Genomic DNA, 21,108 nt, shown 5'->3' on the forward strand with positions numbered 1-21,108 from the left:
TAACATAGGGTTGTGCCTGAGAGCTATTTTCCCCTTGGGTTTCCTTGAAGCGAGGCTTGCTGCGATTATTATGTCGGGGTAATATTTATACTCATTTATGAAGGAGGTGTTGAAATGTATTACCCGCAGGTATATAGAGGCAAAACAATATTCTCCGAAAAGCTGGGGGCCAGCGCAATTCACAAGTTACTGGTGAATGGCCGTTTACAGCTAACTTCTCTTGGCCTGGAAGGTGATGAGCAGCGAGAGCATTTTCATGGTGGTCCTGATCGCGCGCTTTGTCACTATCCGATGGAACATTATTTATTTTGGAAGAGGCAACTACCTGAATTAACGGAATTATTTTCCCCTCCTTTTTTTGGTGAAAACATATCAACGGAAGGCATGACGGAAGAGAATGTTCATATCGGGGATATATTTCAGTGGGGGGAAACTTTAATACAGATCACACAACCTCGCTCTCCTTGCTATAAACTCAATCTTATTACCGGTATCAGTGATTTTGCTGCAATGATGCAAAATAATGGATGCTGTGGCTGGTTATATCGGGTTATTTCTCCGGGTTTTGTGAGCACGGCTGAGCCGATAAAGTTATTGAGCCGAAACAGTGATATTTCTGTTAAAGAAGCTATTTCCATTGCTTTTCATAGCCCATTTGATGAAGAACAATACCGCTATTTAATGGGGGCTGCGGGATTATCTGCCAGTTGGAGCCTGACGATGCAAAAACGCTTATTGCTTGGAAGAATTGAGGATTTTAATCGCCGCTTATTTGGTCACCAGCCCAAAAATAATGCCAAAGAATGAAGTCATATTCTTTGACATTGATGTTTATGCTTTTACTGTAATTATTGGCTCACTTATGGGTGGGCAAGCAGGCCTACCGCATCATAGACTTTATCTAAGGTCGCCTGAGCACGGGCCTGTGCCTTAGCAGCGCCTTCTGCCATGATTTTGTTAAGCAGCGCTTCATCATTGCGGAAATGATGATAACGTTCCTGTAGCTCTGTCAGCATTCCACATACGGCATCGGCAACAGCACCTTTCAGGTGGCCGTACATTTTGCCTTCAAACTCAGCTTCCAATTCAGGAATGGCTTTGCCCGTGACACCCGAAAGAATATCCAGCAGGTTGGAAACACCGGGTTTGTTTTCCAGATCATAACGAACACGGGGCGGTTCTTCAGAATCGGTAACCGCGCGTTTGATTTTTTTGGCGACGGATTTAGGGTCTTCCAACAGGCCAATCACATTGTTGCGATTATCATCTGATTTCGACATTTTCTTGACGGGATCTTGCAGTGACATAACGCGAGCACTACCGCCCTGTGGGATGAAGGGTTCTGGCACAGTAAAGATTTCGCCATATAACGCATTAAAACGCAGCGCTAGATCACGGGATAATTCAAGGTGCTGTTTCTGATCTCCGCCCACTGGCACTTGATTAGCCTGATAGAGCAAAATATCAGCAGCCATCAGAACCGGATAATCAAACAGACCCGCATTGATGTTTTCTGAATGGCGGGAAGATTTATCTTTAAACTGAGTCATACGGCTCAGCTCGCCGAAATAAGCGTAGCAGTTCAATACCCAGGATAACTGAGTATGTTGTGGTACATGTGACTGAACGAAGATGGTGCTTTTCTCTGGATCGATGCCACAGGCGAGGTAAAGCGCCAGCGTATCCAATGTGCGTTTTTTTAGTTCATTGGGATCTTGGCGTACAGTAATGGCGTGCTGATTAACGATGCAGTAGATGCAATCATAATCATCCTGCATTTTAACCCACTGACGTAACGCCCCCATGTAGTTACCGATGGTTAATTCACCGGAAGGCTGCGCGCCGCTGAATACAATAGGTTTTTGGGAGTTTGTTTTGTTTACAGTGGGTTCATTCATTTTATTACGCTTCCTGTTTTTTCGAAGTAGATACTGATTTCAAAGTGGATAATCCAATCGTTGGGAGTAAATCCGGGAAATGGTCCAATACATAATTGGGATGGCTTAATGCTATAGATTCTGCGTAGTTATATCCATACGTTAGCCCAACACAAGGGCAACCTGCCGCTTGTGCCGCTAAAATATCATTACGGGAATCGCCAACGAAAAGCAATTCTTCTTTATGTAAACCAAACATGCCCATTGTGAGATAGAGCGGAGCCGGATGTGGTTTTTTCTCTTTGACATCATCACCGCCCAGTACCAATGAGAAATATTCACTAATGCCTAATGATTCCAACAATGGAGCAATGAAAGGTGTTGGTTTATTGGTGATAATTGCCATTGGCAAATTGTGTTTTGCCAGCTCTGCCAAGGTTTCTTTGACATGGGGAAACAGTTTGCTGCCGGTGGTGACACTGGTTTCATAAAACGCATCAAACTGTTTGCGTATTTCGCTGTGCAACTCAGTGGAAGAGTCCGCTTCAGCCCACTTCAAGGCGCGTTCAACCATGACATCAGCCCCGTTGCCTACCCAGATGGCTACCCGATCTCTGCCCGCAGCAGGCAGGCCTTTGGCTATCAGGGCTTGGTCCAAGGCATCCGCAAGACCACCCACACTATCTACCAGAGTACCATCCAAATCAAAAGCAATGGCACGTATCCCTTTCATGATGTTATTTGTCATTATGCAACCCCGGATAACTCGCGGCGCATTTCATTAATGACCGCTTTATAATCTGGCTGGCTGAAAATAGCTGAGCCAGCGACGAACATATCTGCACCCGCGTGTGCAGCTTCAGCAATATTACTGGGTTTAATTCCGCCATCAATTTCAAGGCGGATATCGTACCCGCTATCATCAATGATTTTGCGGACCTGGCGTAGTTTATTCAGTGTTTCAGGGATAAAATTTTGGCCACCGAATCCCGGGTTAACGGACATCAACAGGATCACATCCAGTTTATCCAATACATAATCAAGGTAGCTGAGAGGAGTTGTTGGATTGAAAACCAGGCCGGCTTTACAGCCATGCTCTTTGATGAGTTGCAAAGAGCGATCGATATGTTCACTCGCTTCAGGATGGAAAGTGATGTAGGTTGCACCCGCCTTGGCAAAATCAGGAATAATGCGATCAACAGGTTTTACCATCAGGTGGACATCAATGGGGGCGGTGATGCCATAATCACGCAGTGCCTGACAGACCATCGGGCCAATTGTCAGGTTCGGGACATAATGGTTATCCATGACGTCAAAATGCACAACATCAGCGCCAGCTTCCAAAACCTTAGCGGTATCCTCACCTAATCGGGCAAAATCTGCGGATAGAATGGATGGGGCAATCAGAAAATCTTTCTTCATTATTCTCTTCTCCAATTCACTGTTTTATCCTGTTATTTCAGGGACAAGAAACCTTGCTCACTTCTGGCAGTATAATGCCAGAAGCTCATCAACTTTACTGCGGCCAAGAACATTTCTGCTTATTGTCCGGCGAACTTTAACTACATGAAGGGAAGCCTGGTGATACCATTCTCGTGTCATGGGGGTGTCATGATTGGATATAAGCACAGGAATGCCTTGCTGAGACGAAATAGAATAGGCGATCTGGGCCAGGTTTTCCTGATCGAGAAGGTTAAAGCTGTTTGTATGGTAAGCAGTAAAATTAGCCGTGGACGAGAGCGGGGCATAGGGAGGATCGCAATAAACAACCGAGCCTTTTGGCGCGTTATTTAATGTCATCTCGTAATGCTGGCAGATGAAAGTCGCCTTCTTGGATTTTTCTGCAAACCAATAAAGCTCATCTTCAGGGAAATAAGGTTTTTTATAACGCCCGAAAGGAACGTTGAACTCGCCTCGTGAATTATAGCGGCAAAGCCCGTTATAACAGTGGCGATTGAGGTAAAGGAACAACAAACTGCGGTTAAAGGGATCGCTGCTTTTGTTGAACTCTTCTCTCAGGCGATAGAAGTTTTCGGAGGTGTTAAATTCCGATGAGAATAATGGACGGGCATGATTAATAAATTCATCCGCACGAGATTTTACGGTGTTATACAAATTGATCAGATCACAATTGATATCTGACAAGATGTAAGAATCATAATCGGTATTCAAAAATACCGAGCCTGCGCCAACAAATGGCTCAATCAAGCAATCGCCCTCTGGTAGATGACGTTTAATGTCATCTACCAAGGGGTATTTTCCACCGGCCCATTTTAAGAAAGCGCGTTTTTTTTTCATGCCGTCAAATTAGCTATTCAATAATTTCAGAGCCGCAGATTGTACTCTGTTTAGGACAGCATATCAGCGCCTAATAAAAATAGTTTTATTTTTTCAGATCTTGCTGAACCTGTTGTAGCTTTCTAACCCACGGTTTTTTAGCCTGGACTTCCGTAGGGAGTGAGGAAACGGCACTTTTAGCATCAGAAACTGAATTATAGCTGCCATGGATCAGGATAAACCATGTTTTGCCGTCACGTTTAGTTTCATAAACCTTGTAGTTTGAAAGGTTATTTTTCTTCGCGAAAGCAACCAAGGTATCCGAGCGGCTGGCACTGCTTAATTGGAGGGTAAATCGGCTTGCAGGTGCTTTCAGCAGATCCCCTCCGACATCAGATACGCCTGTTTTATTGGTCTGATGACTGCTTGCTACAGGTTTTACCGTTGTTTTGGCTCGGTTGTCTTCTTTGTTTTCTGGCAGCGCCACTTTCCCTGGTTTTTTATGTTCAACAGGTGGAGTCACTTCTGGTTTTGTTGGTTTGGTTTGCGGAGGTGCCAGCGTTTTTTGCACTGAATTATTGATATTGCTTTGCTGCTGATTCAAAGCATCAGAAATATCACCCGGTAATTCGATGCGCTGATTGTAGCCCCCATTTTCATTTTTGGGCACGATATTGGTGCTTGGCGTGTTATTGATTGGCGGCAAGTTCATTTCATCTGCATTATGGTTTACTGGCGCAGATGGCGTTTCAGGGGTATTGGTCTGCTCGTTGCCGGAAAGCGAAGAAGAAGAGCCGGAAAGATCGATGCTCTTTTCGGTTGTATTGGAAGACTGCTGTTTTTCATGTTCAGTGGGGGCTTTTAAAGCAGAGCTAATGGCAATAATCAGAAGCAGAAGTACTAGAATCCCAACACCAATCATCATTTGCTGGCGGGATATCGCTAGCTTAGGCTGGCTGGATAGGTTCTTTGAACGCTGAGGAGGGCGATCTGATGTGTCTGGTTTAAATTCATTGTCTTGCTTCGGTTCTTGTTCTGATTTTAATTCGTCCATATACCCTCCCAGCAGAGATAATACTGCCAATTACTATTTTAGAGGTTTGGCAGCCTGACCTAACTAAAACCAATAATACCATATCTGATAGAATAGCTATTCTATAGCATTAATGCTAAATAGTAATTTGATTATTCAGATAATGATTTTGCTTAGCTGGTGGATGGCTGACATAGGCGAATGGCTTCCAATATAACGTCTTTCCCGATATCGGAACGCAACTTAGCTTCACCAATTGCAGTGGGCAGTACTAAATGCAATTTTCCGGCAGAGACTTTTTTATCTCGCATCATATGAGGTAAGTAGGCATCCGGAGACATTTCTTCTGGGCCGTTGATGGGTAATTTTGCGCGTTCCAACAGATGGATAATGCGCTGGGTATCTTGTTGTGAAAATGTGCCGACAAGCTCTGAAGCCCTTGCAGCCATTATCATGCCTGCTGCAACAGCCTGACCATGCAGCCAGACGCCATACCCCATTTCAGCTTCAATCGCATGTCCAAAAGTGTGGCCGAGGTTCAGCAGCGCCCGCATACCATTGCGTTCATGTTCATCCGCAGCTACGACGAAAGCTTTAAGTTCACAGCAACGGCGAATGCAATAAGCCATGGCCTGACTATCAAGAGCCAACAATTTTTCGATATTGTCTTCAAGCCAACCAAAGAATTCACCATCCAAAATGATGCCGTATTTGATGACTTCAGCCAAACCAGCATACAACTCTTGCGTGGGTAAGGTTTTCAGACAATTGAGATCAACGACAACAGACGCGGGTTGGTAAAAAGCGCCTATCATATTTTTACCTAGCGGGTGATTGACTCCCGTTTTGCCGCCGACGGAAGAGTCAACCTGAGAAAGTAATGTGGTGGGTACCTGAATGAAACGGATGCCGCGCTGGTAACTCGCAGCGGCAAATCCCGTCATATCACCGATTACACCACCACCGAGAGCGATAAGCGTTGTGTCACGACCATGATTATTTTCCAGTAGGGCGGAAAATATGTCATTGAGCACAAAAAGCGTTTTGTACTGTTCACCGTCAGGCAAAATAACTTCATTTACCCGAAGATCCATTCTCTGCAACGTGGCTTTCACCTGTTCAAGATACAGGGGAGCAAGCGTTTCATTGGTCACTATCATGACCTGCTGACCCGCTTGCAGAGGTTTAAATGCCTCATTAACAGAAAATAGCCCTTCGGCTATGGTAATTGGATAGCTTCTTTCACCTAACGTAACAGTCACTTGTTCCATATCAGCTTTCGCCTTATCGTTTGCTGCAATGCGGATCCGGTATAATTAGTTTTTTTCCAGTAATTCAATAATTTGGTTAGCAACGACTTTGGCGCTTTGCTCGTCCGTACGAATTGTCACGTCAGCAATTTCCTCATAAAGAGGGTTGCGCTCATCAGCCAAATTTTCTAAAACTTCACGGGCTGGGGCATCAACTTGAAGTAAAGGGCGTTTTTTATCGCGCTGGGTACGAGCTAACTGTTTTTCGATGGTGGTTTCCAAATAAACCACAACACCCCGGGCAGAAAGGCGATTTCGGGTTTCTTTTGATTTAACGGAACCCCCTCCGGTAGCCAATACAATGCCTTGTTTTTCAGTTAGTTCGTTAATTATTTTTTCTTCGCGGTCGCGAAAACCTTCTTCGCCTTCCACATCAAATACCCAGCCCACGTCAGCTCCGGTACGTCGCTCAATTTCTTGATCAGAGTCGTAAAACTCCATATTGAGTTGCTGAGCTAACTGACGACCAATAGTGCTTTTGCCGGCACCCATAGGCCCAACCAGAAAGATATTGCGTTTCTCTGCCATGTTTTTGGTATTACTAAGACTGTTTGTTAATGATAACCCGCCCCGCCAATCAGATTAGCCGCGGGACCTAAACTGAAACCTCATGAGTGAGAATGTGAGATCAGATAGGAAAATTATCTCAGCACATCAACCTGTATTGCAACTATATAAATTGGGCACAAGTTTCTGTTATACCCTTTGTCTTTCATATTGCGGCCTTGCAGGCTGCATTTTGAAATCCGCAGGCATATACAATTCATGCTCTTATTGGCTGATTGAGAGTCTATCGGGCATATACCCGTCATTCTTCAATTTGCTGCATTGCCGGCAGTATTTTCTCTCCCCAGACACATCGTTTGACGCTGCTTTTGAGAATTGATTTCCTTGCCATCTTGCTGCAACCTGAAATCTATTGGATATAGACTCCTGCTTGTTATGTTATACCCTTTGTTTTTCAAGCTGCCGCGTTGCTGGCTGCGTGACTTTATTTTATACAACTGCACGCTGTATCACTGCATTCTGTACAACGACGCCCCGGTTGCATTGTTATCTTTGCTTGTGGGGATTCGTTTTCTTGCCGTCATGCTGTCCTTGAAATCCATTGGGTATAGATCTGCTCACTCAATTAGATAATCCTTGTATGCTAAATTACTCTCAGCGTCAAATCTATAAACAGGTCATACCAAGAAAAATGGGAGGTGAACCGATAAAAAAAGCGCAATAAATTTTATCAATATACTGATATATAATGTTTATTTTTATTGTAGGTTAAATATTGGTCAGTTGGGGCGTAATAAAAATAACGAGTTCTCTTCGGCTATGCTGTTCTCCTTTTTGATTAAATATTGTACCCAATAATGGAATTTCTGATAAATAAGGAACTTTTTGTACACTCACGCCTTTTTTCTGTTGAAAAATCCCCCCTAAAATCAGAGTTTCTCCGTTTCTGACTGTCACTTGAGTAATTATTTCTTGTTTATCAATTGCCAGATTTTCATTCCCTCCCTGATTAATGGGAAAACCCGGAGAGTTCTGGCTGATTTTCAATGCGAGTCGGATCTTGCCTTCTCTCAATATATGCGGGGTGACTTCCATACCGAGTACAGCCTCTTTAAATTGGATTGTGGTTTTGTCTTTTTCCTGAACAAGGTATGGAATATCTGAACCTTGCTTAATACTGGCAGATTGCTGGTGTGAGGCGGTTAATCGGGGGCTGGCGATGATATCGAGTTGATTTTCCTGCTCCAGCGCACTGAGTTCCATTTCCAGCAAATTTGCATGGATGCGAGCGGTATTCAGGACTAATCTGTGACGTTGATTACCCGCAGGCTGGTGTAGGTTCAGGCGATTCAAGCCCATTGAGCGGTTCAATGGATCGGCTGTGATTCCCCAGTAAATGCCCAGTTCGTGTAATGCCTCCCTGCTGCTGGTAACGATATGGGCAGTGATTTGCACCTGTTGCTGTGGGGTATCCACTTCTTTCAGCCAGTTTTTGATACGGGTAATGGCATCAAATTTATCTTCCAATATCAGACTGTTGGTTAAAGGATCATGTTCAATCTTCCCCCACTTTGTCAGTAGTGCAGGATGATTCTTTTGCAATTGTTCAGCTATTCTTTCTGCATCAGCGTATTGCAGTGTGATCACCTGATATTCGATCTCTAGTTCTGGTTCATCCTGTGTATGCGAAGGAAAATCAGTTTCACTCTCTACCGGGTTTATCGGGGGTTGAAACGGATCTCTTGCTGAAATGTTTAAAAGAGGCTCTTCTTCTGAAAAACACAGTGTCGGGAAAAATGCCGGAAATAGTAAGGCTGTCAGTAAGAGCAACGCATATCTGTTCATGATTTATCCTGATCGCTGAGATTTGCTTCGGCCTTATCTGGAATGTCTGCTTTTGGCAAGGCTGCATCAGGCAAGGGTGTGTCCGATAAGACCATGCGGACATTCAACCCGCCATCGACGGGATTGATTGAAAGGTGCTTGATCAGTAACGGGGGATGTAATTGCTGGATCTCATTGAGGAAATGCAAAAATTGGTCATAACTTTGTGACAGCATAATGTGCCAGAATACCTGATCATTTTCTTTGTGAATTTTCCACTCAATAAGCTGGCTACCAGACCGGATGAGGGGAAAATGCAGTCGCTTGAGTACAGTCACTTGTTTCAATGCGGCCAGATGGGTTATTGGCGGTGTGTTTTGGTCTATCTCTGCGGTCACTTGCTGAATTTGCTTTTGGATATCTGTTATGCGCGGTAATTCAGCCAGTCTTTGCTGAGAGAGCGTTGTATGGTGGTGCTGTTCTGCAAGACTGCCTCGGAGGGACTGGAGCTTTTGTTGATTATTCTGCCAGAGAAAAAAATAGAAGCTCAACAACAACAGGATGACGATGAATTGCTGCAAAAGAAGTAATTGCCACATCGGCCGGTAAAACCATTCAAGGTAATTATTTCCCATTGCTCTCTCCTGTCAGCCAATTTGCATCAATGGTAAAAACCTTAAGCTGGTCTTCAATTGTGGTCATTTTTTGTAGCTGAATATTGATAAGCTGTGGCTCTTCTGTCAGGTTATCCAACATGTCTGATATATCCATATAGTCCTGACTGCGGGCGGAGAAGATCAGCTGCCCGCCGTTGTCACTAAATGCAGTAAGCCAGCTTTTTTCCGGTAACAACTGGGGGAGTTGACGGAATAGCTGTAAATACCGTTGGTTCTGCTCCATGAATTCCCTTTTTTTCCTGACTTGTTGAATCAAATGTTGATGATGCAGTATGGCCTGATCTATTTCGTTTACAGCCCGTTGAAATTTCGCTAATTGTTGCTGAACTTCCGTTAACTCCCCGCGATTTTGTTTAATTAGGTTAGTTTGTTGCACATAGATGAAGGCTAATATGGCTGTCCATACAGTCAGTTGCAGGCAGAATAGATACCCCCATCTTTGGTATTTGCGTTTCAGTGCCCTTTGCCGCCAAGGTAAAAAATTGACTTGATGCATCATTGGTCACCCGGCCTGAGAGCCAAACCTGCGGCAATCATAAAAGCATTTATTTTGTCTGGCATCGGGGCCTGATAATGGTGGAATGCGCTTAAAAGTTGCCAATAGTTGACAGACTCTACGGAAGCTGGCGGAGTTTTGACGGATTGAGTTTGTTCTTCATCACTGTAATAAATGGCGTATCCTTCTGTTTCGGGAGTGATGGGTAATTGGCTGGTAATTTGGGGAAGAGGTGATGGCGATGCTATCAACCCGTAACCGAAAGGGCGGTTGCTGGGTGAAACCCAGAGCCAATCTGCCATGCGTTTGTGAATTAGCCAACAGTCATCAGGTACGCCCGCCATTCTGGCAGCATAGCGTAACGCACAGGGAGAGATATCAATGGCGTCCGGATGTAAGTCGATGTCTGAGAGTAACTGTAGCCAGAGATTGAGATCTTTTTGACGGATGGCACTCATGCAGACTTGCTGATCATGCACCCGATAATCTAATGCAATGTCACTGACAGGAAATTGTTTACTGGCATTAGCCTGTACAAACCAGCCAAGCTCCGGCTCTTGCAATACCGTATGGCCGGGTAAAAAAACATGTCGCTGTAATGTTTGCTGAACAGGCAGGGCTAATCTTAAGCTAATATTTTTAGGTAATGTCTGCCTCCATTGCATTAAGATATATAGCAATTTTTCAGGATACTGTAATCTCCCTCCTGAAAGGATCTCGTTTGATAAGTTACATTGCCAGCAATGTCGGAGATGCCAGCCGTCACGGCGTTTAGTGGCAGCAAGAGCACGGATGTAATGATCTTGGACATCCAGTCCGATATACCATTTAGGTGGATACATATTAATGATCTCCCTATCGACTAATGAAAAGTTGTAGTGATGAAAGGCCATATCCATAGTGCTGTATAGCCTTTATACTAAATACTGAGCCTTTTATACTACGTACTGATTGTTTATAAACTGCCCTATTAACATGGCGTGAGAAATTTCAGGTGAAGTTCATAAAGTATTTTTTGATCCTTATCTTTGTTTGCATTTTATTGGGAACTGCTTCGATTTTTGGTTTATACAAATATATCGAGCCGCAGTTACCTGATGTTGCGACGTTGAAGGATGTCCGATTACAAACCCCTATGCAGGTGCTCAGTGCTGATGGCGAGTTGATTGCCCAATACGGAGAAAAGCGCCGTTTGCCCCTGAGCTTGTCCGAAGTTCCCTCTCTGATGGTAAAAGCGTTTATTGCTACGGAAGACAGCCGTTTTTATGAGCACCACGGTGTTGATCCCATTGGGATTATCCGTGCGGTTTCCGTGGTGATGACTTCCGGCCATGCTTCCCAAGGCGCAAGTACTATTACCCAGCAACTTGCGAGGAATTTTTTCCTTAGCCCAGAAAAGACCCTGATACGTAAGGCCAAAGAAGCCTTTCTGGCAATTAAGATCGAACAATTGCTGACGAAGGAAGAAATTCTTGAGTTATACCTCAACAAGATTTATCTCGGTCAGCGTGCTTATGGGGTAGGAGCGGCAGCTCATGTCTATTTTGGCAAGAACGTTAATGAGTTGACGTTGAGTGAAATCGCTGTGATTGCGGGATTGCCGAAAGCCCCTTCTACTTTTAACCCGCTTTACTCGTATGATAAGGCTATCAATCGCCGCAATGTGGTATTGGGGAGGATGCTGGAGGTGGGGTTTATCACTCAACGCCAGTACAATGAAGCCAGAGCTGAGAAATTGGTTGCCCGTTACCACGGCCCCCAGATTGCCTTTGCCGCGCCTTATCTGACGGAAATGGCCCGTCAGGAAATGATCAACCGTTATGGTGAAAATGCTTATACCGATGGCTATAAGGTTTATACCACGATCACGCGCAAAACTCAGTTGGCAGCCGCGGATGCTGTTCGTACCAATGTGATTGATTATGATACCCGCCATGGTTACCGCGGTGCACAAGCCGTGTTGTGGAACGCGAATCAACCCGCATGGAGTCAGGCACAGATCCTCGATAAATTGAAAACCCTGCCTAAATATGCTCCTTTCCTGCCTGCCATAGTGACAAAATCAGGTACCACCCAAGCGGAAGCGATACTGGCGGATGGCAGTAAAGCTGAACTGACGATGGCTGGTGTCCGTTGGGCGCGCCCGTTCAAGACGGATAGTTTACAAGGGCCTGCTCCGCGCAGCGTCAATGAAGTGATTCATGCCGGTGAGCAAATCTGGGTCAGAAAGGTCAATGATGTCTGGTGGTTGGCCCAACTTCCTGAAGCGAATGCGGCACTGGTTTCCATCAACCCGATGAATGGGGCGGTAGAAGCCTTGGTTGGCGGATTCGATTTTGAGCTGAGTAAATTTAACCGTGTGACGCAATCTTTACGTCAGGTGGGCTCTAACATCAAGCCATTTTTGTATACCGCAGTGATGGATAAAGGGCTGACATTGGCATCATTGCTGATTGATGCGCCTATCAGTAGCTGGGATGCAGGAGCTGGAACGGACTGGCGCCCGAAAAATTCACCGCAGATTTACGACGGGCCGGTGCGCTTGCGTCAGGGATTGGGGCAGTCCAAGAACGTGGTGATGGTGCGTGCCATGCGTGCAATGGGGGTGGACTACGCCGCTGATTACCTGAAACGCTTTGGGTTGCCGGGTGAAAATGTTGTACGTACCGAATCCTTGGCGCTGGGTTCGCCTTCTTTTACCCCGATGCAATTAGTGCGTGGTTATGCGGTAATGGCAAACGGCGGTTACTTGGTCGACCCTTACTTCATCAACAAAATTGAAAATGATGAAGGAAAAGTGTTGTTTGAAGCCAAGCCTAAAATGGCTTGCCCGCAGTGTGAAGACATTCCCGTGATTTATGGAAATACTGTCCGCTCCATCGAATTGTCTGAAGATTCCATTGAAAATGTAGCGCATTCCAATATCCAGCAAGATCCGGCTGTCCCCCCTCAGCCAGATTTAGAATCTGTTTCGGAGAATGTCAATATTGGTGATCAACAATACGCTCCCCATGTTATCAGCACTCCGCTGGCATTCCTGATCCATGATGCGTTAAACACCAATATCTTTGGTGAGCCGGGTTGGATGGGAACAGGATGGCGTGCTTCCCGTGATTTGAAACGTCGCGATATCGGCGGTAAAACAGGAACGACGAATAGCTCTAAAGATGCGTGGTTCTCTGGTTATGGTCCGGATACGGTTGCGACAGTCTGGATTGGTTTTGATAATCACAGCAGAAGTCTGGGGCGTACAGCGGCATTAAAAGGTGAAGGTGGCGCGAAAACAGCCCAGCCGATTTGGGATGATTTCATGAAAGCGGCGCTGGACGGTGTTCCTGAGAAAATGATGACGCCGCCTGCCGGGATTGTTTCTGTCACAATTGATAGAGCGACAGGCAAGTTATCCAATGGCGGCGGCAATACCCGCAAAGAATATTTCATTGAAGGTACACAGCCGACGGAATATGCAACACCGGATGTAGGAACAACGGTTACCGAGAATGGTGAAAGCCACGAGTTGTTCTGATTGATTTTTCGGTTGTCAGGGTAGCGAAAGTAAAAGATAAAAAAGGCCTCGCTGAGAGATTGGCGAGGCCTTTTATTATTGTCAGTGCATCAATGCTGGACGATTATTTTTTGAGCTTTTCTTTTACGGCTTTGGCAAACTGTTTGCCTCCGTCCACGGCGGTATAGTGGACATGAATGCTGATATCTTCCAATCGCCATATACTCATGTTTTTGAATATATTATCGATGACACTCTTATCCGGGAACTCCAGTGTCCATGTTGATATGGCTCCGGTCCCTTCAAATGGCAGATAGCGGTCATCATCAAACATCAGGGTGTATAACCAGTTATCCTTGGCAGCGCTGCCATCATCTTCACTCAGGGAAGAGAGGGCGATTTGCTGTTGGGCACGCAAATTGGTCACAATATTTTTACTGTTGCCAGTTGTTCTGTTGGGGTCATAAAGCCAGTTCACGCCTTCAATATCTGCATTGGTCAGTGTTGAGCTGCCTGTTTGGGTCAGTACGGCACTGATTTCTGAGGAAGAGTCTGGCGTGATAGCCCAATTATTCAGTGAAATCGATACAGAAATGCGTTTAATCTGACGCAGATAATGCCCAGGATAATTATTATCGAACAGCTTGGAATTCAGCGTAAAACTGACCATCTGTTTTGTATCGATTTGATCCCGTAATTCATCTATGGTCAGTACCTGAGCCAATGAGATGGTTTTTTTGATGTTCATGCGGCGTTCATTGCGTTGCAACCATGTATTTTCCATTTGCAGCAGATCCAATTGCAATGATTCCCCCGCCAGCAGGCCACGATAAGAATCATTCCATGCCGTGGTCTTTATAAAGCTGCCGCGTTGATAATCCCCGACTTCATAGCGCCAGCTTGCTTCTGCCATCAGACACATGGAAAGAACCGCATCATAGGCAGGGGCATACAGGGCAGCGAGACGCCCCATCAGCCACTGATAAGTCGGCACAATCAGGAAACCTGTTGTCATAAATTCATACAGTTCGCGGGCTGCGTCTTGCTGTGCTTTTGCTTCCCGTAGGGCGACAGAGGCACTTTTTATCAGTAATTCCTGTTCCTGTAACTGACGGTCGATAATGTTAATTTCACTTTGTGCTTGTTTATACTCTATTTCCCACTCTTGACGCCGACGCTCGTATGCTGCACCACTTTCGAGTTTATCGGAAATAATCTCCAATTCTTCAGAGGTGGTTTGAGAAACAATTGCAGCACTTCGGACGATTTCTCCATACTTGGCACCACCGAATGCTAACCCGTAAATGTTAGGTACGGTATCTGCAACCGCAGCAGCAAGAAAGAAAGGCGCTGCGGCCATTTTGGTGACACTGGAGGCAGTCTTGAGAGCGAGTGACGTTATCTCCAGAGGGGAAAGGTTTTGCTCGTAGAGCCGGTGATAATGTTCATATCTCTCTTGGGCCATCTTTTTGCTTTCTTCCAGTGTAGTTTTGCCCAGTTGGGCAATCTGGACGGCTTCCTGCTGCAACTCAATGGTAAAAGCAGATAGCCGGAGTGCCTGTGATTGCTCCAGCACGCCCTGTTCTGCATTGGTTTCTTTTTCTATTGCAATAAATAGCCTGTGTCCCATTTGTATCAGTTGCTCCACAGCTTCATTGGCACGCTTCAACATGGATGGGAAACGATAAGGTGGAATTTGTTGCTGTATCTGACTCAATTGGCTGAACATATTGCCACGATTGCGTTGTATCAGGCTGCTGCTATCCCCGATACTTGAATAGAGTGGCAGTGGCTGCACTTTACCATCCAGCGTCAGGCCATGGCGCAGGTTATAGAGACGGCTCTTGATTGTCTGTTGATATTCAATTAATTGGGTATTGAAAGGGGACACGAAACGGCTAATGTTGGTTGATTGCACATCAGGGAGAAAGTCTTTCTTGATATTCTCAAGTGTGATGGGATGCCAGCGTGTGATCTTTAAACCTTCCGGCAATGCACCAAGCAATTGCAGGGCTTGTTGATAGCATAAATTGGCTTCATTCAGGCTGTCTCTGCTGAGTTGACGATAAAGATTATCCCCTTCTTGTATCCAGAGCTTGATCTGAAAATGGAAGAGGGTTTTCTGGTAAAGGATCGGCTGGCTGTAAGCCATTGTATCTGGATCGTATCCTTTGGCAGAAGGACGCAGATTGCTCCCATTTTCAGTAATGGGGCGGGAATTCCACATGCGTATTGAGCCATAGGGATCAAACAGATGATCAAGCAGCCAGCGTCTGGCATCGTAAAAACGTTGTTCCTCTCTGAGTCGATAGGTAACCAAGAACGGCAGATGGAAGAATAATTCCCAGAAATACTGCCCATTGGCACCGTGAAAATCGACTTTTGTCGGTGATGTTTTGTCATCCAGCTCAGGTTCGGGCAAGGATTGCGTATCCCAAGCCAGCACCCGTTCAATGGATTGAGTGGCGCGGGCAACTAATTGTTTACCAAACAGGGTATTCAGCCGTATGGCGGAGGTAGATTTGAATTGCAGGCTCCCGATATCCAGATATTGGGCTTGTTTGTCATTTCTGCGTAAGGTGATGACAGGGATCTTGTCGTTTTCTCTTATGCTGACCTTGTAGTGATTAACTATGTTCCCTGTGAACTCTATTTTCTTATTAGAATAAGCGGTTTCTAATGTTGAATATAAATTTACGTGATAGTTATCATTAAAATTAGTCTCAAGGGAGATGGGAATTTCTCCTGTGGTGGCATTACCATTAAGCTCGGCTTCTTTGGTGATAGCGGGAATATCGCTTGGAAAAGCGACCTGTAAAGTTAATTGTGATTTTGTATATTCCCATTGAGAACTGAGCTTCAATCCCCAGCCCCCAACAGTTTTTTTCTGCTCTCCAATTCCGACACTCAACTTACTTTCTGTTGGATTCCATTGCCTGCTTTGTTGGATGGGGGCGCCATTAAACCACATGAGATCGGCAAATTTAGTGACTTTTTTGTCTTTCCATTCATTAGGAGATACAGCAAACAGAATGATCCCATCATAATTCACACTGAATGTTGTTGCTGGTGGGGTATCACCTACCCAGGTAAGGTTAAACGTTTTCAGACTTTTTTGACTGGCAGGCACCTGTATAGAAAGTGTCCCTACAATAGGTGGGTTTGTATTTTCATCAATAGGGATGTTTCCCGTGAAATTATTGGAGGGTAATATTGACAATATCTTACTGACATCAAAGTTTTTAAACGTTGTTCCTTTCCCTTTTGGATTTCTTTTGATCAGCGTATTTGTTCCGGTCAAAACCAGTTGGTTTTTTGCCTTATTTAATTTTGCTGTCAGGTTCAGAATGGGTCGGGGATTATCATCAACGGAGGTAACCTCGACAAACTTTTCGGTGCCAGCATAATCAAGTTGCAGCGTTTCCGGATTTTTGAATAACCTGTACCAGTTTGAAATAAGGGCAGTTTCCTCCGTAAGGGGCAGTGTTTTCTTATCTACCAGCAGTAAGTCGCGCAATTCCAGAAAATAATCCTTATTTTTCTTCCAATTACTGGGAAGTTCATTGGTTGAGTCATACAACAACACCCCCATCCACGGGTCATTTTCTCGTTGCTCATCCACCATCACCATTGAAATCAGGCCGGGCTTGTATTTTTCATTTTTCAGATAAGGGTTTTCTTTATCGGAGATACGTTTGCCATTTGAGTCTACGGGGTATTCACCATTGGCATCAGTACCATCCAGCCGATAGAGGGTATTTGGCGCACTCCATTCACCATTGTTTTGCCTATAGGCAAATTTCAGATTGACTGCGCGGTAATCTGACGGTTTTTGATCCAATCCCATCAATGGGCTGGATTCCCGTTCAACCCAGATGGCATATTGTCGGCCAGAAATCACAATTGGGCGCAGCGCCAGTAAAGTTCCTGACACCGAGAGCGTTATTTTTTCCCATTCACTCCATGCCAACGGGCTGATGACATCATTGGTATCGCGCATTTTGATATCGAGAGTACGCCAGTAATATTCCACCGGCTCGGCATTGTTTTTACCGATGAAGTGATAACGATCGTTTTTCGGGTCAGTACCATCAATGTAGCCACTTATCGATTGCAAATTGCTGATGCGTTCAAATTCGGTCAAATAGCGCAGAATGGCAGTTTGGATCACACTGTTGTTTAATCGGGTTTGACCTAAATCGTGTTCTAAATCGGCAAAGGCACGGGTTTTACGTAACCGGGAAGTCGGATCAATGAAGTTTTCAGGAAAGTTGTCCTGTTTTCTCCACGCCTGCCAATGGGCATATTGGCTAAGGTTGCGGTTCCAGTGCTCAATTCGCTCATTGCTGATAGTTTGTACGCCATAATCCATTTCCAGGCGGGAGAACAGACGGAACAGGTAGCGCTGCAAACTGGCAATCGCGAAAGCCACTTTGCTGGTACTGACGTTGGAGGCGACTTGCAGGTCGGTCAGGAAATAATTTGAAAGATCGTCGACGGTAGTGATAGTTGGCAAGGTGTCGTCAGATGTTGCCCAGCGTTTCAATAAATAATCAATTAATGCATCCCGCCAGATTTCATTCAACGCACCTTCCAGTTTCGGTTGTACTTTGACAGAAGTGGCTGCAAACAAGGCACTGCTGACTTGATACCAATCATCATAACTGGATTGTGCGGTCAGCTTGGCGACATCCAGTAAGGGTTGGGCAGATATTTCACTTTTTTCTGCCAGTACCTTGAGGCGCATGATAATGCTGATATCAACGATATTTTGTGCCGCATTCTGCTCAAAGGCGTTGGCGACCCTGAGGATTTCTTTATCTGACCAATCTATTAACCCAGCCAGGTTGGTCGCCGCCTTTTCGGCTGTCCAGGCATTTGGCACCGGTGGATCTTGCCCAATTTGGTTGGCTTGACGAAGGTAATATAGCGCGTCGTCCTCAGTTTTATTCTCAGGCAATAAATTCAGCCAATCACTGTAGCGGCTAAGACGATGGATGAGGATTAAATCAACAATGAGGGTATTGTCTTCATCGACAGTTACGTTAAACCAGTCCGGGTTCTGAATCAGTGCCTCTATGCTTTTTTCTGTCAACTTGAATAAAACACAAATCGCAGCATACCGACTGAGGTTATACCAGAGGACAACTGCTTGATTTTTCCGTTCTTGATCGTCAGAACGCTGAGCCAGAGCAAGGGTATTAAGCAGGAAATTGGCTTGGGTACTCCCGGTCCATTGCAGTAATGGCTTGGAAAGGGAACTTTCGATATCGAAGGCATGGCTGATGGCATTAATGAACAGATCTTGCTGGGCAATAAATGTCTTGATAAAGAGAGATGTTAACGTTTGAGTCCACGTGTCACCATATTCTTTCCAGTCAGCGTCGTCGGCCAATTTTTTTAGAATTTCACTCACCTTGTTGGTTAATGTCTCTCCTGTATCTTCGATCAGAACAACCCCGGATTTTTCATCGACTAATTCAGCGAGTTCCGCCATCCAGTTTACAGGGGTTTCTTGGGCCTTAAACCGCTGCATTTCAGAAGCAATTTTATCTTCGCTGAGCAGGGCACTACTGATATCAGGCATGACAGCCCTGATCTTGTTGAGCCAGTCAATATTTTCAATCTCTGCCGTGATACCGCTGCCCAATGAAGCTGGGGTTAGCAAAAAATTAAGGACTGAAGGGGATAATTTGTGCAGCTTAATCCACCGTGTGGCATTCATGAATGCGATCAGGATATCAAGAATATCAACGAGTTCGGCATCTTTAGCCAGCGTAGGAATACCAGCCAGTTGTTGCAGATAGTCAGGATGATCACGATTCATGATCAATAACAGCTCCATCCCTTCATTAACGGATAATTTCAGCAGCCGAGGTAATGCAACCAGTCTATAAAGGGCAGAAACGATATCCAGTGAACGTTTCGGATCAGGAAGGGGATCGGTTTCTTTTAGCGACGGATTTTGTGCTTTTATGATTAATTTCAGCAGTTCCTGGCAGGTCGCATCATCAATATTCAATCCGGCGCATAATTGGTTGATGGTCAAGGCATCTGCCCCATCGGTGGCATCAAGTTTAAATGGCTGATTATCCAGAACCAGAACCGAGGACGAAGCGGCTTGCTGTGACAACCCTGAAGCATTGAACAGGCGATCAAAGAAAGAGAGCTGATCTTCAAGGGCGTAGGGGCTGATGTGCCCGATAAGCGCAGCAAATTGTTCTGCGGTAGCGCCATACTCTTGCTGGAAATGCAGGAATACACCTAAAGTACGTAGCGTGGCTTCCGTAATCACATAGTCTGTCTGTTTTTCTGCCTTCCGTGCGGTTGTCAGTAACAAATCAAGCTGTTCAGCGTTGAGTTTCAGTGCCTTTTGAATATGCAGGAAGCGTTGGATACGGTCAAAGTTATCGTTACTGGCATTTTTAAGTTGGATGACATCTTTGGCCGTTTCTTCATCTTCTGTTTTTTCCAGATAGAGTGCAGGTGACTGGCCTGCATTGATGTATGACGCGACATAATCAGCACCGGAAGGAAATTCTGTGCCGGCATTGTCAGGTTTGGCAACATTGTCGGAGTACTTGACAGTACTGTGTGTCACTGTGTCATCGCCGGATATTCCGTTAACCGCAAACAGTTTCTCTGCTTCTGGGGAACTCAACCCGGTTTGCTGGGTAAATACGGTAAGACGGGACAGTGATTCCTCTGCTTTGGCTGCATCGCCTTTGAGGCCAAAATATTTCTTAAAGAAATCTTCTTGATCGCTTTGAGATTCTTCCAGTAACAGCGTTTGAAGTTTTGGTGCCAGCATACTGCTGACCATCATCGCTGTTTGCAGTGAATCGGCACTCAAGTTGTCATCAATAAAATTGGGATATTTGCTATCGGCTTGTTGGATCAGCTCCAGCAAGGGGATCTCTTTTTCCGCCAATACCGCCGTTGTTTGTTTTAACGGAAAATGAAACGGTAAAGAGAGGGGGTAATGAATTTCGGCGAGTGAATTGGCCAAGGGCTGTTGTTGGTTGATATGTTTTTTCGCTTTTTCGGCGAGTACTTCAATGACAAGAGGCAATAAATTGACGGTCTTATTTAGGTTTGTACTATCCAGCAACAATTTTTCAATATCGGGACGCCGCTGATTGAGAAACCCCGTGCTGTCTTTGCTGGCTTTACTTTCAAACATTCTGACTTGTTGGTACAGATCAACTAAATAGGCCAGTGGGCCATCGTTGGCTTCAGGTAATTCAGGGAAGCAATAAAGATCGGGGTTATCATCAAAGAGGTTTTTGTAACTAATGGTTTCATTATTTGTGTTAGCCATACATGATCACCTTTTAAATCGAAAATGCAGGAAAAGAAAAAGCAATATTTCTATATCCAATTCATAACAATGAGTTATGTTTTACAGGTTGATAAGCATGGTTAGACTATGGTGATATAATGATGGTTATCTAGCCTAAAATATATTCAGCTTCTAATCGTTTTTTAAAAAGTGATTCTATTTCAATATGATTACAAGAAGGGGCACGAAATACTGTGAATGTTTTTATAGAAATTGATGGGATAGATTTGAGCCATGAATTAATTTAAAAGATATTGTAA

General features: G+C 44.9%; 14 protein-coding genes. 2 read left to right on the forward strand and 12 right to left on the reverse strand.

Annotated features, from left to right (window positions below):
- Positions 1 to 114 precede the first annotated feature (114 nt).
- Positions 115 to 807, forward strand: coding sequence for a 6-hydroxyaminopurine reductase (gene yiiM, locus Xsze_RS04570; RefSeq protein ID WP_038237452.1), 693 nt, complete (start codon positions 115 to 117; stop codon positions 805 to 807).
- A 53-nt stretch (positions 808 to 860) separates the two neighbouring features.
- On the opposite strand, the gene trpS is transcribed toward yiiM, so the two are convergent.
- The 11 genes from trpS to pilM all read right to left on the reverse strand — a co-directional run bounded on the left by trpS (position 861) and on the right by pilM (position 10,843).
- Positions 861 to 1,898 (reverse strand): tryptophan--tRNA ligase, encoded by a 1,038-nt coding sequence (trpS, locus tag Xsze_RS04575; protein ID WP_038237455.1) that lies wholly within the window; start codon positions 1,896 to 1,898, stop codon positions 861 to 863.
- 4 nt (positions 1,899 to 1,902) lie between these two features.
- Positions 1,903 to 2,625: a phosphoglycolate phosphatase gene (locus tag Xsze_RS04580; protein WP_038237460.1), complete on the reverse strand. Its 723-nt coding sequence runs from the start codon at positions 2,623 to 2,625 to the stop codon at positions 1,903 to 1,905.
- The gene (gene rpe, locus Xsze_RS04585) at positions 2,625 to 3,299 is read right to left on the reverse strand and encodes a ribulose-phosphate 3-epimerase (protein ID WP_038237462.1); all 675 of its coding nucleotides are present in this window, start codon (positions 3,297 to 3,299) and stop codon (positions 2,625 to 2,627) included. Before rpe ends, Xsze_RS04580 begins: the two co-directional genes overlap by 1 nt.
- 57 nt (positions 3,300 to 3,356) lie before the next feature.
- Entirely contained in the window at positions 3,357 to 4,175 is an 819-nt protein-coding gene (gene dam / locus Xsze_RS04590) for an adenine-specific DNA-methyltransferase (RefSeq protein ID WP_038237463.1), read from the reverse strand.
- Positions 4,176 to 4,260: 85 nt separating this feature from the next.
- Positions 4,261 to 5,208 (reverse strand): SPOR domain-containing protein, encoded by a 948-nt coding sequence (locus Xsze_RS04595; protein WP_038237465.1) that lies wholly within the window; start codon positions 5,206 to 5,208, stop codon positions 4,261 to 4,263.
- Between the two features lie 152 nt (positions 5,209 to 5,360).
- A complete protein-coding gene (gene aroB, locus Xsze_RS04600) occupies positions 5,361 to 6,458 on the reverse strand; it encodes a 3-dehydroquinate synthase (RefSeq protein ID WP_038237469.1) in 1,098 nt (365 codons plus the stop codon).
- A 45-nt stretch (positions 6,459 to 6,503) separates the two neighbouring features.
- Positions 6,504 to 7,025 (reverse strand): shikimate kinase AroK, encoded by a 522-nt coding sequence (gene aroK, locus Xsze_RS04605; protein ID WP_038237472.1) that lies wholly within the window; start codon positions 7,023 to 7,025, stop codon positions 6,504 to 6,506.
- Positions 7,026 to 7,772: 747 nt separating this feature from the next.
- Positions 7,773 to 8,849 carry a secretin N-terminal domain-containing protein gene (locus tag Xsze_RS04610; RefSeq protein ID WP_038237475.1) on the reverse strand — a complete coding sequence of 359 codons (1,077 nt, stop codon included), beginning with the start codon at positions 8,847 to 8,849 and terminating at the stop codon, positions 7,773 to 7,775.
- Positions 8,846 to 9,463 carry a hypothetical protein gene (locus Xsze_RS04615; RefSeq protein ID WP_038237477.1) on the reverse strand — a complete coding sequence of 206 codons (618 nt, stop codon included), beginning with the start codon at positions 9,461 to 9,463 and terminating at the stop codon, positions 8,846 to 8,848. The genes Xsze_RS04610 and Xsze_RS04615 overlap by 4 nt, the downstream gene beginning before the upstream one ends.
- The gene (locus Xsze_RS04620) at positions 9,453 to 10,001 is read right to left on the reverse strand and encodes a PilN domain-containing protein (protein WP_244431786.1); all 549 of its coding nucleotides are present in this window, start codon (positions 9,999 to 10,001) and stop codon (positions 9,453 to 9,455) included. The genes Xsze_RS04615 and Xsze_RS04620 overlap by 11 nt, the downstream gene beginning before the upstream one ends.
- The gene (gene pilM, locus Xsze_RS04625) at positions 10,001 to 10,843 is read right to left on the reverse strand and encodes a pilus assembly protein PilM (RefSeq protein WP_038237481.1); all 843 of its coding nucleotides are present in this window, start codon (positions 10,841 to 10,843) and stop codon (positions 10,001 to 10,003) included. Before pilM ends, Xsze_RS04620 begins: the two co-directional genes overlap by 1 nt.
- A 152-nt stretch (positions 10,844 to 10,995) precedes the next feature.
- Here pilM and mrcA point away from each other — a divergent pair, with 152 nt between their 5' ends.
- Entirely contained in the window at positions 10,996 to 13,527 is a 2,532-nt protein-coding gene (mrcA, locus tag Xsze_RS04630; protein ID WP_038237484.1) for a peptidoglycan glycosyltransferase/peptidoglycan DD-transpeptidase MrcA, read from the forward strand.
- A gap of 103 nt (positions 13,528 to 13,630) precedes the next feature.
- Here the strand turns inward: mrcA and Xsze_RS04635 are convergent, their stop codons facing one another.
- Positions 13,631 to 20,827 carry a Tc toxin subunit A-related protein gene (locus tag Xsze_RS04635; RefSeq protein WP_038237487.1) on the reverse strand — a complete coding sequence of 2,399 codons (7,197 nt, stop codon included), beginning with the start codon at positions 20,825 to 20,827 and terminating at the stop codon, positions 13,631 to 13,633.
- Positions 20,828 to 21,108 lie beyond the last annotated feature (281 nt).

Source organism: Xenorhabdus szentirmaii DSM 16338, from assembly GCF_002632585.1.
Taxonomy (GTDB): domain Bacteria; phylum Pseudomonadota; class Gammaproteobacteria; order Enterobacterales; family Enterobacteriaceae; genus Xenorhabdus; species Xenorhabdus szentirmaii.

What these genes read in the sequence shown, in the direction of transcription:
- yiiM (WP_038237452.1), top strand. Translation starts at nt 115, where the DNA reads ATGTATTACCCGCAGGTATATAGAGGCAAAACAATATTCTCCGAAAAG.
- trpS (WP_038237455.1), bottom strand. Translation starts at nt 1,898, where the DNA reads ATGAATGAACCCACTGTAAACAAAACAAACTCCCAAAAACCTATTGTA.
- Xsze_RS04580 (WP_038237460.1), bottom strand. Translation starts at nt 2,625, where the DNA reads ATGACAAATAACATCATGAAAGGGATACGTGCCATTGCTTTTGATTTG.
- rpe (WP_038237462.1), bottom strand. Translation starts at nt 3,299, where the DNA reads ATGAAGAAAGATTTTCTGATTGCCCCATCCATTCTATCCGCAGATTTT.
- dam (WP_038237463.1), bottom strand. Translation starts at nt 4,175, where the DNA reads ATGAAAAAAAAACGCGCTTTCTTAAAATGGGCCGGTGGAAAATACCCC.
- Xsze_RS04595 (WP_038237465.1), bottom strand. Translation starts at nt 5,208, where the DNA reads ATGGACGAATTAAAATCAGAACAAGAACCGAAGCAAGACAATGAATTT.
- aroB (WP_038237469.1), bottom strand. Translation starts at nt 6,458, where the DNA reads ATGGAACAAGTGACTGTTACGTTAGGTGAAAGAAGCTATCCAATTACC.
- aroK (WP_038237472.1), bottom strand. Translation starts at nt 7,025, where the DNA reads ATGGCAGAGAAACGCAATATCTTTCTGGTTGGGCCTATGGGTGCCGGC.
- Xsze_RS04610 (WP_038237475.1), bottom strand. Translation starts at nt 8,849, where the DNA reads ATGAACAGATATGCGTTGCTCTTACTGACAGCCTTACTATTTCCGGCA.
- Xsze_RS04615 (WP_038237477.1), bottom strand. Translation starts at nt 9,463, where the DNA reads ATGGGAAATAATTACCTTGAATGGTTTTACCGGCCGATGTGGCAATTA.
- Xsze_RS04620 (WP_244431786.1), bottom strand. Translation starts at nt 10,001, where the DNA reads ATGCATCAAGTCAATTTTTTACCTTGGCGGCAAAGGGCACTGAAACGC.
- pilM (WP_038237481.1), bottom strand. Translation starts at nt 10,843, where the DNA reads ATGTATCCACCTAAATGGTATATCGGACTGGATGTCCAAGATCATTAC.
- Xsze_RS04635 (WP_038237487.1), bottom strand. Translation starts at nt 20,827, where the DNA reads ATGGCTAACACAAATAATGAAACCATTAGTTACAAAAACCTCTTTGAT.